Origin of the sequence: Albimonas donghaensis (assembly GCF_900106695.1) — a bacterium.
Classification (GTDB): domain Bacteria; phylum Pseudomonadota; class Alphaproteobacteria; order Rhodobacterales; family Rhodobacteraceae; genus Albimonas; species Albimonas donghaensis.
Genome location: NZ_FNMZ01000002.1, coordinates 268,406 through 282,457, shown reverse-complemented (window position 1 = coordinate 282,457; position 14,052 = coordinate 268,406). Strand labels below are relative to the sequence as shown.

At 74.0% G+C, this 14,052-nt stretch carries 5 protein-coding genes and 1 tRNA gene; all 6 read left to right on the top strand.

What is annotated here, in order from left to right; translation table 11 throughout:
- Positions 1-135: 135 nt before the first annotated feature.
- The 6 genes from hemC (at position 136) to BLV24_RS07185 (ending at position 14,040) form a co-directional block, all read left to right on the top strand.
- On the top strand, positions 136-1,122 hold the full coding sequence (gene hemC / locus BLV24_RS07210) for a hydroxymethylbilane synthase (RefSeq protein ID WP_092680504.1): 987 nt from the start codon (positions 136-138) through the stop codon (positions 1,120-1,122).
- A gap of 8 nt (positions 1,123-1,130) precedes the next feature.
- On the top strand, positions 1,131-1,910 hold the full coding sequence (locus tag BLV24_RS07205) for a uroporphyrinogen-III synthase (RefSeq protein WP_176954667.1): 780 nt from the start codon (positions 1,131-1,133) through the stop codon (positions 1,908-1,910).
- A gap of 229 nt (positions 1,911-2,139) precedes the next feature.
- Positions 2,140-3,711: a COG4223 family protein gene (locus tag BLV24_RS07200; RefSeq protein ID WP_092680502.1), complete on the top strand. Its 1,572-nt coding sequence runs from the start codon at positions 2,140-2,142 to the stop codon at positions 3,709-3,711.
- 118 nt (positions 3,712-3,829) lie between these two features.
- Positions 3,830-5,329: a heme biosynthesis protein HemY gene (locus BLV24_RS07195; protein ID WP_092680501.1), complete on the top strand. Its 1,500-nt coding sequence runs from the start codon at positions 3,830-3,832 to the stop codon at positions 5,327-5,329.
- A 470-nt stretch (positions 5,330-5,799) separates the two neighbouring features.
- Positions 5,800-13,833, top strand: coding sequence for an autotransporter outer membrane beta-barrel domain-containing protein (locus tag BLV24_RS07190; RefSeq protein WP_092680500.1), 8,034 nt, complete (start codon positions 5,800-5,802; stop codon positions 13,831-13,833).
- Between the two features lie 131 nt (positions 13,834-13,964).
- Positions 13,965-14,040 (top strand) — tRNA-Thr (locus BLV24_RS07185).
- Positions 14,041-14,052 lie beyond the last annotated feature (12 nt).

The following is a 14,052-nucleotide window of genomic DNA, read 5'->3' as shown; positions in this document are numbered from 1 at the left end:
GCGCCGCCCGGGGGCGTCGCGACCCGCGCAACGGTCCAGCGCCGCGCGGGCGCCCCGTCACCGCCCTCGCAACCGATGGCGCGCGGCTCCCTCGCCCGCATTGCGCGCCGCTCCCCCGCCGGTTAACACCGCCGGATGACCAGCGCTCCCGCCCCCGCCTCCGCCCGCGGCCCCGTCGCGGCCCCGCCCTCCGCCGACGCGCCCCTGCGCATCGGCACCCGCGGCTCGCCCCTCGCCCTCGCCCAGGCCGAGGAGACCCGCCGCCGGCTGATGACCGCCCACGACCTGCCGCCCGAGGCGCTGGAGATCGTGCCGATCAAGACCACCGGCGACCGGGTCCAGGACCGCGCGCTGTCGGAGATCGGCGGCAAGGGCCTGTTCACCAAGGAGATCGAGGAGGCGCTGACCGAGGGCCGCATCGACCTCGCCGTGCATTCCATGAAGGACATGCCGGTGGAGCAGCCCGAGGGACTGGTCCTGACCACCTACCTGCCGCGGGAGGACCCCCGCGACGCGTTCGTGTCGCTCCGCCACGCCGCCATCGCGGCGCTGCCGCAGGGCGCGGTGGTGGGCACGTCCTCGCTGCGCCGGCGCGCGCAGCTGCTGCACCGGCGGCCAGACCTGAAGGTCGTCGAGTTCCGCGGCAACGTGCAGACGCGCCTGCGCAAGCTGGAGGACGGGGTGGCCGAGGCCACCTTCCTCGCCGTCGCCGGGCTGCGCCGGCTGGGGATGCTGGATCTGGCCGAGGCCGGGATCGCGCCAGAGGACATGCTGCCCGCCGTCGCCCAGGGCGCCATCGGGATCGAACAGCGGGCGGGGGACGACGTGGTCTCCGCCCTGCTGGCCTCGCTGAACGACGCCGACACCACGCATCAGCTGGCGGCGGAGCGGGCGTTCCTGGCGGGGCTCGACGGGTCCTGCCGGACGCCCATCGGCGGCTACGCCACGCTGCTGCCCGACGCCCGCCTGCGTCTGCGGGGCGAGATCATCCGTCCCGACGGGTCCGAACGCCTGGCCACGGAGCGCGAGGGGCCCATCGCCGACGCCGCCGCCCTGGGCGCCGACGCCGCCGCCGAGCTGCGCGACCGCGGCGGCGTCGGTTTCTTCGACGGTCTCGGCTGAGCCGCGCCGTGGCGGACGAGGCGCATGGGCCGACAGGCGCCGCCGTCCCGCCGCGCCGCCCCGGCCTGCTGGTCACCCGGCCCGCGCCGGCGGACGAGGAGCTGTCGGCCTGGGCCCGCGCCGCGGGGTTCGTCCCGATTCCTGCCCCTGTCATGCGCCTGGAGCCGCTGCCCGCCGCCCCGCCGATCGAGGCCGCGTGGGACGGCCGCCCCGACGCCGTGGTGCTGACCTCCGCCAACGCCGCCCGCTGCGCGCCCGAGGCCCCGGAGCTGCGCGCCGCGCCCTGCTGGTGCGTGGGCGAGGCCACCGCCGCCGCCGCCCGCGCCGCCGGCTTCGCCGACATCCGCGCGGGCGAAGGCGACGCCGCCGCGCTCGCCCGCCGCATCGCCGCGGGAGCGCCGGCCGGGGCGCGGCTTCTGCACCTGCGCGGGCGGCAGGGAACCGCGGACCTCGCCGGCGCGCTCGCCGCCGCCGGCTTCGCCTTCACGCAGAGCGTCGTCTACGAGATGCGCCTGGAAACCGCGCTGCCCGAGGCCGCGATCCGGGCGCTGAACGCGGGCGAGGTGACGGTGGTCCCCGCCTTCTCGCCCCGCGCGGCCCGGCAGCTCGCCCGCCTGCTGGACGACCGTTTCGACCTGCGGGCCGTCGCCGCCGTCGCGATCAGCGCCGCCGCCGCCGCCCCCCTGCGCGCGATGGGCTTCGCGGCGCTGCGGGTGGCCGTCGCCCCCGCCGGCCCGGCGATGCGCGAGGCGATCCGGGCCGCGGCGCGGGACGTCTCGGGACGCTGAGGCGACCGCCCCGGCCGCCCCCGCCGCGGCGCGCCCGCCCGAAAACGTCGCATATCCGCACGCCCCCTCGTGAAACCGCGCCAACCGTCCCGGGATTGGGTTAGGCTCGTGACCGAATCCGTCGCCGGCGCGGTTCGCCGCACCGCGGCGCCTTGTTCTGTCGGCCGGCGATCCCATAGTTTCGACCCTGCGCCGAGGCCGGGCGACCAGGGGAAGACAGGACCGCGAGATGACCAACGAGAAGAAACCGGACGACGGACCCGACACGCAGGCCATGACGCCTGCCGAGGGCCAGCGCCCGGACATCGGGGCCGAGAACACCGCCGAGGAGATCGCGGGCGCCGAGCCGGTTCCCGTCGATCCGGAGGCCGGCCCCCATTCCGATCCCGAATCCGATCTCCAGTCCGGGCCCCAATCCGGGCCGGTCCACGACGCCGAGATCGTCGAGCCCCCGGCCGACACGGTCGAGACCATCGCCGGCTCCGAGCATCCCGATTCAGACCCCGAAGCCGGCGACCTCCATCGCGACCCCGTCGAGGATCCCGTCCCCGCCGAGGATCCCGACGCGGCCGGCGAGGCCGAGCTGGCCGCAGGCCTCGACGCCGACACGGAGCTGACCGAGCGGGACGCCTCCGTCGCCGACGACTATCCCGAGCCGGAGCCCGCGCCCGCCCCGCTTCCCGATTACGACGACCAGCCGCCCGAGGACGAGCCCGCCTACGAAGAGCAGGGCCGCAGCAGCCTCGCCGCCCGCGCCCTGCAGGGCCTGGTGATCCTGCTGGTCGGCGCCGCCATCGCGCTCTGGGCGCTGCCGCGCGTGACCCCGATGCTGCCCGCGTCGATGGCCGAGGCGCTCGCCCCCGCCAGCGCCGTGACCCCGGAGGATCTCGCCGCCCTGGAGGCCGATTTCGACGCCCGCATCGCCGAGCTGGAAGCCGCCGCCCCGACGGCGCCCGACATGGGCCCGGTCACTGCGCGGCTTGACGATTTCGGCGCCCGGCTGGAGGCGCTGGAAGGCGCCGGCCCCGCCGCGGGCGCCGGCGGATCGGACATGGCCGAGGCCAACCAGTCCGCGATCTCCAGCCTGCGCGCCGAGCTGGAGCAGATCTCCGCCACGCTGGCCGAGCTCGGCTCCCTGCCCCCCGAGGCGGCGCAGACGCTGGCCTCCGCCTCCCAGCGGGCCGCTAGCCTGTCGGAGAAGGTGGATACGCTGACCTCCCGGCTCGACGCCGCGGAGGCCCGCTTCGATGAGCGCGCCACCGCCGCCGAAGCCGCCGCCCTCGCCGCGCAGGAGGAGGCCGAGGCCGCCGAGAAGCGCGCCACGCTCGCCGCCGGTTTCCGGGCCATCGGCCAGGCGCTGGACGAGGGGCGGGCCTTCGCCGAACCGCTCCGCGAGATCGCGGCCTATGCCGAGCCGCCCGAGGCGCTGGCCAACGCCGCCGCCGGGGGCGTGCCGACGCTTTCCTCCCTGCGCGCGCGCTTCACCGATGCCGGGCGCCGGGCGATGGAAGCGCAGGGGCTGGCCGAGGCCGGGGACGGCTTCTTCGACCGCGCCGCCGCGTCGCTCAAGGCCCGCGTGTCCGGCGTGCCGGTGGACGCGATGGAGGGCGACGGGCTGGAGGCGAGACTGGGCCGCGCCGCCGCCGCCCTGCGCGACGGCGACCTGGGCGCGGCGCTGGACGCGCTCGACGGCATTCCGACGCCGGCCGAGGAGGCGATGGCCGACTGGCTCGCCGACGCCCGCGCCCGGCGGGCCGCCGTGTCGGCCGCCGCCGCCTGGCGCACGGAGCTGGGCGGATGATCCCGGCGCCGGTCACTGAAACGACGCGGGCCCCGGCCCGCTCCGCCCCCGGCCGCTCGGGCCGGGACGGCGCAATAACGAGCGCCCTGGAAGGGCGCGGTATGGAGGGAACGGCGCGATGATCTGGCTGCTTCTGCGCACCGCCCTGTTCGTGGCGCTCGCCGCCGCGGTCGCCTATGGGATCGGCGTGCTGCTCGACACCCCCGGCGGCATCGAGATCACCTGGGCGGGCCGGGCCTACGCCTTCGACCCGCTGACCTTCGTGGCGCTGTTCCTCGCCGCCGTGCTGGCGCTGTGGATCGCCTGGAAGCTGATCGGCCTGGCCGTGGCCACCATCCGGTTCCTGACCGGGGACGAGACCGCCATTCACCGCTTCTTCGGCCGCTCGCGCACGCGGCGGGGGCTGGAGGCGCTGACCAACGGCATGATCGCGCTGGCCGAGAACGACCCGCGCAAGGCGCTGGCCAAGGCCGAGCGGGCGGGGCGGATGCTGGACCGGCCGGAGCTGGCCAACATCCTCGCCGCCCAGGCCGCGCGCCAGGCCGGTCAGCAGGACCGGGCGGAGACCTATTACAAGGCGCTCGCCCGCAATCCCAGGACCCAGGCGCTGGGCGTGCGCGGGCTGCTGGAGCAGGCGCAGGAGAAGGGCGACGACGCCCGCGCCCTGAAGCTGGCCGAACGCGCCTTCGCGCTGCGGCCCCGCGACGGCGAGGTCATGTCCCGCCTGTTCGACCTGCAGACCGGCTCCGAGGACTGGGCGTCGGCCCGCCGCACGCTGGCGGCGGAGGTGCGCACCGGCGCGCTGCCCCGCGAAGTCGGCGCAAGGCGCGACGCGGTGCTGGCGCTGGCGGAATCCCGCGCGGCGCTGGAAGCGGGCGACGAGACCCGGGCCCGCGACGCGGCGCTGGAGGCGCAGAAGCGGTCCCCGGCCCTGGCCCCGGCCGCGGTGGCGGCCGCCGCGCAGCTGGGTCGCGACGGCCAGCCGGCCAAGGCGGAGAAGATCCTCCGTCAGGCCTGGAAGCTGGCGCCGCATCCCGACCTCGCCGCGGCCTTCGCCGCGCTCCACCCCGAGGAGACCCCGGAAGCCCGCCGCAAGCGCTTCCGCGCCTTGACCGCCGAGAACCACGACCACGTGGAATCGAAGCTGCTGGAGGCCGAGCTGGCCCTCGCCGCCGAGGATTTCCCCGCCGCCCGCAAGGCGCTGGGCGATCTTCCCCAGACCCGGCCCACCACCCGGACCCTGGCGATCATGGCGGCGGCGGAGCGCGGCATGGGCGCCGACGACCACGTGGTCCGCGCCTGGCTGGCCAAGGCGCTGTCGGCGCCGCGCGGCGAGGCCTGGACCTGCGAGAACTGCGGCCATGTCCACGAGACCTGGTCCCCGGTCTGCGGCGAATGCAAGGCGGTGGATACGCTTAGCTGGAAACAGCCCTCGGGCGCGGGGGAATCGCGCACCGCCGAAATGGCCCTGCTGCCGGTGATTCTCGCCTCGCTGGAGGGGCGCGCGCCGGAGGATGCCGCGCAGGCCGACCCGGACGCCCCGATCGAGGGCGAGGCCAGCCCGGCCGCGCAGGATGGCGCCGCCGACGCCGCGGAGGGCGAGCCGGCCCGAAGCTGAGCCTCCCCGAGCCCGGGCGCGACAGGCGATTTCGTCAATCGTGCGTTAACAAATCCGACGCCGCCGCCTTCATCCCGAAGGCGGCGGCGTTCGCGTTTTCACGGCGGCGCGACGCCGGGCGAAGCAAGAACATGGCGCGCGATCTCATGGCCGGCGGAAAATTCTTCTTGAGAGTTGACCCTACGCGCACTCATAGTCGCTCCCGAGTGGGCGATAAAAGCGTTTGAAAGTACTTGGGGGTGCTTCAGTGCGTATCGAAATGAAATTCAAAGGCGGAGGGTCCGCGCCTTGCGGAACCGCTTGCGATCCAAGGGCGGCGCGCCCGCGCGCGCGATGCGAGGTCGGCGGTCCGATGCGGACCGGTTCCTTGCGGAGCCTGACGAGCCGCATCGCCGCCTGATCGTCGCGGGCCGCGGGCCCGGCGACACGGACGCGTCGGACCGTCCGGATTTCTTGGAGCACATCACGACATGACCCTAGCGTACCGCGTCGCGGACGACGCCCTGATGCTGCGCGCCCGCAAGCCGCGCGCCCCCCGCTCCGGCTCGCGCCCCGCGCTGATGCTGTCGAGCACCGGCCTGGCCCTGATCCTGGCCGCGCCCGGTTTCGCAAGCCCCTACACGTCCTGTCCGACGCCGTCGGCCTACGCCACGCAGGCCTGCAACACCTCGGGCACGAACGGCTACGACTCGCTGGTCGAGGAGTGGGTCGCCAGCGCCGGTTCGGCTCCGCCCGCGCTCTACACGCTCAACAGCGGCCTGAACATGTATGGGACGGACAGCAACTACGTCACCCTGATGTTGAGCCTGACCGCCGGCGACGGATCGGGGAACGACAGCAACGGCAACGGCTATGTCGGGCTGAACGGCGGCGGCGTCACGCTCAACAACAGCGGCCAGGTCACCAAGGGCGCGCCCAGCTCGCCCCCCGCCATCGATGCCCGCCGTCACGGGGTCGGCGACAATCCGGGCGTGGCCTACGGCGTCTTCGTGCGCTCTCAGGGCGGCCGCGGCGCCGATGCCGACGACACGGTGATCGGCGGCGGCGACGGCGGCCGGGGCGGCGACGGCGGCGAGGTCATCGCCACCAACAGCGCCAGCGGATCGATCGCGGTCTCCGGCACGCTCGCCAACGGCATGGTCGGGTTCTACGCCACCAGCGTCGGCGGCGAGGGCGGCTGGCAGGACAAGGACGCCACCTACGCCCAGAAGGGCGGCACCGGCGGAATCGGGCACAACGTCACCCTCACCAATGACGGCTACGTCACCGTCAGCGGAACCAGTTCGTCCTTCGTCTGGGGCATCGGTGCGGAGTCGATCGGGGGCGAGGGCTCGGACGAGCGTTCCAACGGCGCCGTCGGCGGCCAGGCCGAACAGTCGATGGCCCTCAACAACGGCACGGTGACCGTCACCGCGACCCGCCAGGGCTCCGGCGCGATGAGCGACGGCGTGCGCGGCATCTCGGCCACCTCCCTGGGCGGGGACGGCCGATATTCCGACGACGGCGACCGCAACGGCGCCGATGGCGGCTCCTCCGAGAGCGCCTCGATCCAGAATGTCGGCTCCGTCACCGCCAGCATGACCTCGGCGGTCGTGGACGGTGACGGCGTGTCGGGGGGGCTCGTCGCCATCTCCCGCGGGGGCGATGGCGGGCAGTCGGCCAACACCGTCACCAACACCACCGATCAGCGCGGCGGCAGAGGCGGCGCCGCCAGCTCGGCGAACGTGTACAATCTCGGCGCGGTGACCACCAGCGGCGACGGGATGGCCGGCATCGTGGCGATCACCGAAGGCGGAACCGGCGGCAACGGAGAGAACGCCGGCTACGGCGCCGATGGCGGGATCACCTATGAAGCCCTCGTGGGCGTCAACGGCACGATCTCCACCAATGGCGTGGACTCTGACGGCGTGGTGGCCATCACCAAGGGCGGCTCGGGCGGTCAGCAGATCGCCTCCAGCGGCTTCGCGGATTTCAGCAGCGCCTATGCCGGGTCGGGCGGCGATGCCGGCTTCGTCCAGGTCGACGGCAGCGTCTACTGGAACGACATCGCCTATCCTGCGCCCCCGGACTATGAAGGCGGCGGATCGATCACCACGCATGGCGACTATTCGGAAGGCATCGTCGCGCAGTCCATCGGGGGTTCGGGCGGGAACTCCCAGGGCGCCTTCGTGCTGTTCGGCAACAGCTCCCACGATTCCTCCGACGGCGGCGACGCGGGCGAGGTTTCGGTCAACGTGCCTGTCTCGATCACCACTTTCGGCGATTTCTCGTCCGGCATCCTCGCCCAGTCCATCGGCGGCGGCGGCGGCAATGTCGGCGATGGCGGCGGCCTGATCGCGGTGTCGGGCGACGCCGGCGCCGGGGCGCATTCGGCCGATGTGGGCGTCACCCAGCAGGCGGCCATCTCCACCTCGGGCGTGTCGGCTATCGGCATTCACGCCCAGTCGATCTCGGGCGGCGGCGGGCGCGTGGCCAACGAGACCGGGGTCATCACCGTGGGCGGGCAGGGCGGCTCCAGCCCCCAGGCCAACGGGGTGCAGATCAGCTCCTTCGCCAACATCACCACGCTGGGCGACTACGCCTACGGCGCGCTGGCCCAGTCGGTGGGCGGCGGCGGCGGCGACGGCGGCTCGACCTTCTCGATCAGCGGCGGCTCCATCCCGGCGGTCGCGGTGGGCGGCGACGGCGGCGCGGCCGGCGACGGCGGCGCCGCCGTCATCGAGGCCGGGCGCAACGCCATCGCCACCAGCGGCGGCAACGCCCATGGCCTGATCGCCATGTCGGTGGGCGGCGGCGGCGGCTCGGGCGGCGACGCCACGTCGGACGCGGTGTCGCTGACCTCGCTCGCCATCGCGGGGGGCGCCGATTCCGGCGGCGCCGGCGCGACGGCGCATGTGCAGACCTCGGCGACCCAGATCACCACCACCGGCAGCCATGCCGCGGGCGTGGTGGCGTTGTCGGTCGGCGGCGGCGGCGGCACGGGCGGCGCGGCGTCGAGCTTCGATGCGAGCGTCGGCTTCTCCTCCGCCGTCGCGGTGGGCGGCAAGGGCGGGACGGGCGGCGATGGCGGCCTGGCCGAGGCGCTGCTCTTCGGCGCCGACATCACCACCGGCGACGCCGACGACCTGGGGGTGGCCAACGCCCATGGCGTGATCGCGGCCTCGGTGGGCGGCGGCGGCGGCATGGGCGGCTCGGCCACGTCCAAGGCCGTGACCGCCACCGTTCCGACCGAGGAGCCCCAGGTCGACGGCGAGGTCAGCCTGTCGCTCGGCGGTTCGGGCGCCTATGCGGGCCATGGCGGTTCGGTCAACGTGGCCCTGGACGACAGCCTGATCACCACGCTCTCCGACGGGTCCAACGGCGTGCTTGCGCTGTCGGTCGGCGGCGGCGGCGGGATCGGCGGCGACGCGGGCGCTTCGGGCGCCATGCTGACCCTGCCGGCCACCGGCGAGGACCGGATGGCCTTCACCGTCAATATAGGCGTCGGCGGCAATGCCGGCGGCGGCGGCGCGGGCGGCGACGTGTCGGTGGCGCTCGACACCGGCCGGGTGGTCACCCAGGGCGACTACGCCAACGCGGTGCATGCGGCCTCGATCGGCGGCGGCGGCGGGACCGGCGGGACCGGCAGCGCCGAGAAGTTCAACCTCGAGATCCCCGGCGGCGGCGGCGATGACGACGAGGGCGAAGGCGGGTCGAACGGCGAGGGCGGCGAAGGCGGCGAAGGCGGGGACGAGGACAAGAAGTCCCCGACCACGCTCAATTTCACCGGCGCGATCGGCGGCACGGGCGGATCGGGCGGCGACGCCGGCGCGCTGAGCTATTCGCAGGAGCCGAACAGCAGCGTCGTGACCCTGGGCGACGCCTCCAAGGGCGTGCTGCTCCAGGCGCTGGGCGGCGGCGGCGGCGCCTCGCAGGGGGCCACGGTCGGCCTCGGCGCCAGCTTCCTGCCGGCCGCGGTCAGCCTCGGCGTGGGGCGCAACGGCCCCGGCGGCGGCCATGGCGGCGCGATCACCGACGCCCTGATCGAAGGCTCCGTGACCACCTATGGCGCGGGGTCCGACGGGGTCTTCCTCCAGGCCATCGGCGGCGGCGGCGGCGTCGGCGGCTCCACCGGCGGCGCCGGCGCGGACGAGAGCGGCTACATCAAGGAAGTCAACGAGATCAAGGAGGACGCCAAGGGCAAGTTCGACCTCCGCCTGATGATCGGCGGGCGCGGCGGCGCGGCCGGCGACGGCGGCGACATCGGCTATGGCGACGGGACCGGCTTCAGCTTCGGCGGGACCATCGCCACCTATGGCGACCACGCCTCGGGCCTGGTCGCCCAGTCGACCGGCGGCGGCGGCGGCGACGGCGGGGCCGGCAACGCCGACACCTCCCTGTCGCTGATCCGCAGCTTCGTGGCGGTGGGCGGTTCCGGCGGGGCCTCGGGCAACGGCGGAAACATCAAGCTGGCGCTCACCGACGGCGAGGTGACCACGCAGGGCGTCGGCTCCTACGGCATCTTCGTGCAGACCATCGGCGGCGGCGGCGGCATCGGCGGCGACGCCACGCGGTCCGTGTGCAAGAAGCTCAACATTGGCGGCGGCTGGGCGGCCCAGGCGCTGGCCGTGATCGGCGGCGACAACGAGACCGAGCTGACGCCCGACGAGATGTGCGCCGAGATCCCGTCCTGGGAGACCTTCGACGGCCAGCCCGGCGTGTCGGGGGATGGCGGCGAGATCCATGTGGGCTCCGCCGACGCCATCGCATCGGTCGTCACGCTGGGCGATTTCTCTCACGCGATGATCTTCCAGTCGATCGGCGGCGGCGGCGGGGTCGAGACCACCGGCAACTCCTTCGACGCCAATGACCCCGACGCCACGCCCGACGACCTGTCGGTGGAGGTCGGGCTCGGCGCCGGCGGCGACACGAGCAAGAGCGCGGGGACCGGCAAGGCGGTCAACGTGCAGGGGCAGTTCACCCTTTCGACCGCGGGCGACGGCGCCGCGGGCCTGCTGGCGCAGTCGATCAGCGGCGGCGGCGGCTTCGCCGGGGCCAACGGCCTGGCGGGCGTGACCCTCGGCGCCGGCGGGGCGGAGCATGGCGGCAGCGGGGACACCCCGACCGTCACCGTGACGCTCGAAGGCGGCTCCGTCATCGCCACCACCGGCCAGGTCGCGCATGGCGTGCTGGCGCAGTCCATCGCCGGCGGCGGCGGCTTCGCGGCCGGCGCGCTGGACGACTCGGCGCTGGATGGCGGCGAGATCCAGGTGACCCTGGGCGCGAGCAACCAGACCACCGGCGACGCCGCTGCGGTCAGCGTGACCCAGGCGGGCCAGGTGAACACCGCCAGCCGCTTCGCGCGCGCCATCGCGGCCCAGTCCATCGGCGGCGGCGGCGGCGTCTATTCCGGCATCGACGCCGGGGCGAGCGGCCCGACCGGCGTCGTTCCGGTGGTGCTGGGCGCATCGAACACGGCGGGCGTCGGCGGCACGGTCTTCGTCGCGCCCAAGGAGACGGCCACCCAGGGCCGCGGCGCGGACGCGGTGCTGGCGCAGTCCATCGGCGGCGGCGGCGGCGCGGCGGATTTCGCGTCGCGCGACGCGTCCCGCACTTCGTCGGAAACCCGGGTGGCGCTGGGCACGATCAGCGGAGACTCGAACTACGTGTACGGCGACGCCGTGACCGTGCAGCTCAACGGATCGGGCGGCAGCCCGAAGCTGCAGACCTCCGGGCACGAGGCCTACGGCCTTCTGGCGCAGTCCATCGGCGGCGGGGGCGGCGTGATCACCGACATCTCGTCCGCGACCACCGTCACGGCCCAGCTCGGGACCCAGGCGGTGGGCGGCAACAATGCCGCCGGCGGCACGGTCACGATCGACGACTTCGTCGACCTGAACACCTATGGCGACGACGCCCATGGCATCGTGGCGCAGTCCATCGGCGGCGGCGGCGGCGTGGCCCGTCTGGACACGGCCGCCGGAGAGGCGCGGCTGGGCGCCGTGCGCAACGGAAGCTACGACGGCGACATGAACGGCGGCGACGTCTCCGTGAGCGTCGGCTTCGGAGGGACCAGCGGCACCGCCGGGGCGCGCTCCATCGGCATCGTGGCGCAGTCCATCGGCATGGGAGGCGGCATCCTGTCCACCCGCGGCGGCATGTTTGACAGTCTCGTGCTGGGGGGGCGCTACGGCGTCGGCCACGCGGGCGACGTCCACGTCACGCTGAAGACGAACTCCGGATCCTTGACGACCCAGGGTGAGGGTTCGCACGGCATCGTCGCCCAGTCGATCGGCGGCGGCGGCGGTCTCGGCGGCGCGATCAGCTTCGAGCACGGTGTGAATCTCGTCGTCTTCGATGTGAGCGCCAGCCTGGAGGGCGGACAGCTCACCGCGGGCGACGGCGGAGCGGTCACCGTGGATGTCGAAGACGACCTGACCACTCTCGGCGACGGCGCCTACGGCGTCATCGCCCAGTCGATCGGCGGCGGCGGCGGCATCGGGGGCAGCGACCCCACGCAGCCGGTCAACGCGAGCAAGTACTCGGCCACCTCCAATGACAGCGGCGACACCAATGCCGGCGGCACGGTCAGGGTGACGGTCGGGGCCTCCGGCTCGGTTTCCGCGACCGGGAGCAACTCGGTCGGCGTCTTCGCGCAGAGCCTCGGCGACGTGGTTCCCGGTCCCGCCGCGACCCAGACCATCGCGGTCACGGTCAACGGCGACGTCACCGGCGGCACGGGGGACCAGGGCTACGGCGTGCTGATCCACGGCGGCGACGGGGCCAACACCCTGACCGTCGGCGAGGGGGCCACGATCACCTCCGGCGGCGACGTCTCGGTCTACTACCTGGGCGAGACCTCCGACGCCAACAGCAGCCTGACCGTCAGCAACAGCGGTCACATCGCCGGGGATACGCTGGGCTACTACGCCGACGGATCCCAGTTCCTCGACCTTGCGGGGCAGACCTCGACGACCAGCCTCGCGGCGGCCGCGACCTCGGCCCCGACGCTGGGCCGGGGGGCGATGAGGCTGGTCAACCGCCGCGGCGGCCTGCTCTCGGGCGCGTCGCGCTACGGGGCGGATGTGGTCAACCACGGCCAGATGCTGATCGGCGGCAGCGACGGCGCCAGCGCGCTGACCATCGACGGGGACTTCACCCAGTCGGCGAGCGGCGAGACCACCGCCGTGGTCGATTTCGTGCGGCAGCGCGGCGACGCGTTGCGGGTGAAGGGCGACGCGGACCTGGACGGCAAGCTGAGCATCGCGCCCAGCGCGGTGCTCAAGGGCGCGGTCTTCGACCTGATCGCGGTCGACGGGACCGTCTCGGGCGGCTTCGACAGCATCCGCTCGGAGCTGTTCACCTACGGCCAGCAGGTCCATGCGGACGGCCTGACCATCGGCCCGATCATGGCCGATTTCGACCAGAAGCGCTTCGGCCTCAACGCAAGCCAGAAGGAGATGAGCCGGTATCTGGAGGCGGTGTTCGAAAGCTCGGACCAGACCTACGGGGAGACCTTCGGCGATCTCGACGCCGCGGTGGCGCTGGACGCGTCCAGCTTCGGCGCGACGCTGGACGCGCTGACGCCGGGGGCCTCGCTGGCCGCCGCGGCGGCGAATATCGAGCTCAGCCAGTCCCGCTTCGACAGCCTGCTGTCCTGCGGGGACGCGGCCTGGGATCGCCGGGCCTCCATCGGCGGACGCTGCGTGATCGCCCAGACCTCCGGGCGGTCGCTGGAGCAGGACGGGCGGGGCGGGGCCACGGGCTATGACGGCGCGGTCTTCTCGATGGCGCTGGGGCTGCGTCAGCCGGTGTCCGAGGACGTGACCCTCGGCGTCATGGCCAGCTATGAGCAGTCGAGCTTCAACGGCGACGGCGGGGCCGACAGCGACGGCGACAGCGCCACGCTGGGGGTCTCGGCGACGCGGGCCTATGGCGACATGGCGGTGACGCTGGCGGCGGGGGGCAGCTTCGGCGTCCACGACGTGACGCGGTCGACGACGGGCGCGTCCGGGCCGCTGTCGGCGCGGGGCGAATACGCCGCCTGGTCGGCGGCGCTGCGCGGGCGGATCGACTACGGGCTCCGCTTCGGCGGCACGCTGGTGACGCCGGCGCTGGACCTCGACCTGATTCACGCCGCCGCCGACGGCTACCGGGAGACCGGGGCCGGCGCCTTCGACCTGAAGGTGGAGGATTCGTCCGAGACCGCTTTCCGCGCCACCCCCTCCATCGGGATCGCGCGGGGCTTCGGTCTGGGCGAGGCGACCACGATGACCCTCTGGGGCACGGCGGGCGTCAGCTTCTCGACCTCCGACGCCTATGTGGCGACGGCGCGGTTCGCGAGCGCGACGGCGGCGGGGGGCTTCTCCAGCGCCACGCCGGTGGCGGATGTGGCGGCGCGGGTCTCGACCGGGATCAGCTTCGCGGCGACCGAGCGTCTGGACGTGGGTCTGCGCTATGACGGCGCCTTCGGCGACGGCTATTCCGGTCATGCCGGTTCGCTGCGGGTGGAGTGGAAGTTCTGATCGCCCGGGCGGCTTGAACAGGGGCCGTCCCGCCTGACCGGCGGGGCGGCCTTTTCCTTTCGAGGAAAGGGCCTGCATGGGCATCGCAGCCCTTGCCAAGCGGAGCGGCCTCGGCTACTTCCGCGGCCGGCGCCGGTGTAGCTCAGCTGGTAGAGCACGTCATTCGTAATGATGGGGTCGTAGGTTCGAGTCCTATCACCGGCACCACCTCCCACCAGC

Coding starts and splice junctions, on each gene's coding strand:
- hemC (WP_092680504.1), top strand. CDS start 136: ATGACCAGCGCTCCCGCCCCCGCCTCCGCCCGCGGCCCCGTCGCGGCC.
- BLV24_RS07195 (WP_092680501.1), top strand. CDS start 3,830: ATGATCTGGCTGCTTCTGCGCACCGCCCTGTTCGTGGCGCTCGCCGCC.
- BLV24_RS07200 (WP_092680502.1), top strand. CDS start 2,140: ATGACCAACGAGAAGAAACCGGACGACGGACCCGACACGCAGGCCATG.
- BLV24_RS07190 (WP_092680500.1), top strand. CDS start 5,800: ATGACCCTAGCGTACCGCGTCGCGGACGACGCCCTGATGCTGCGCGCC.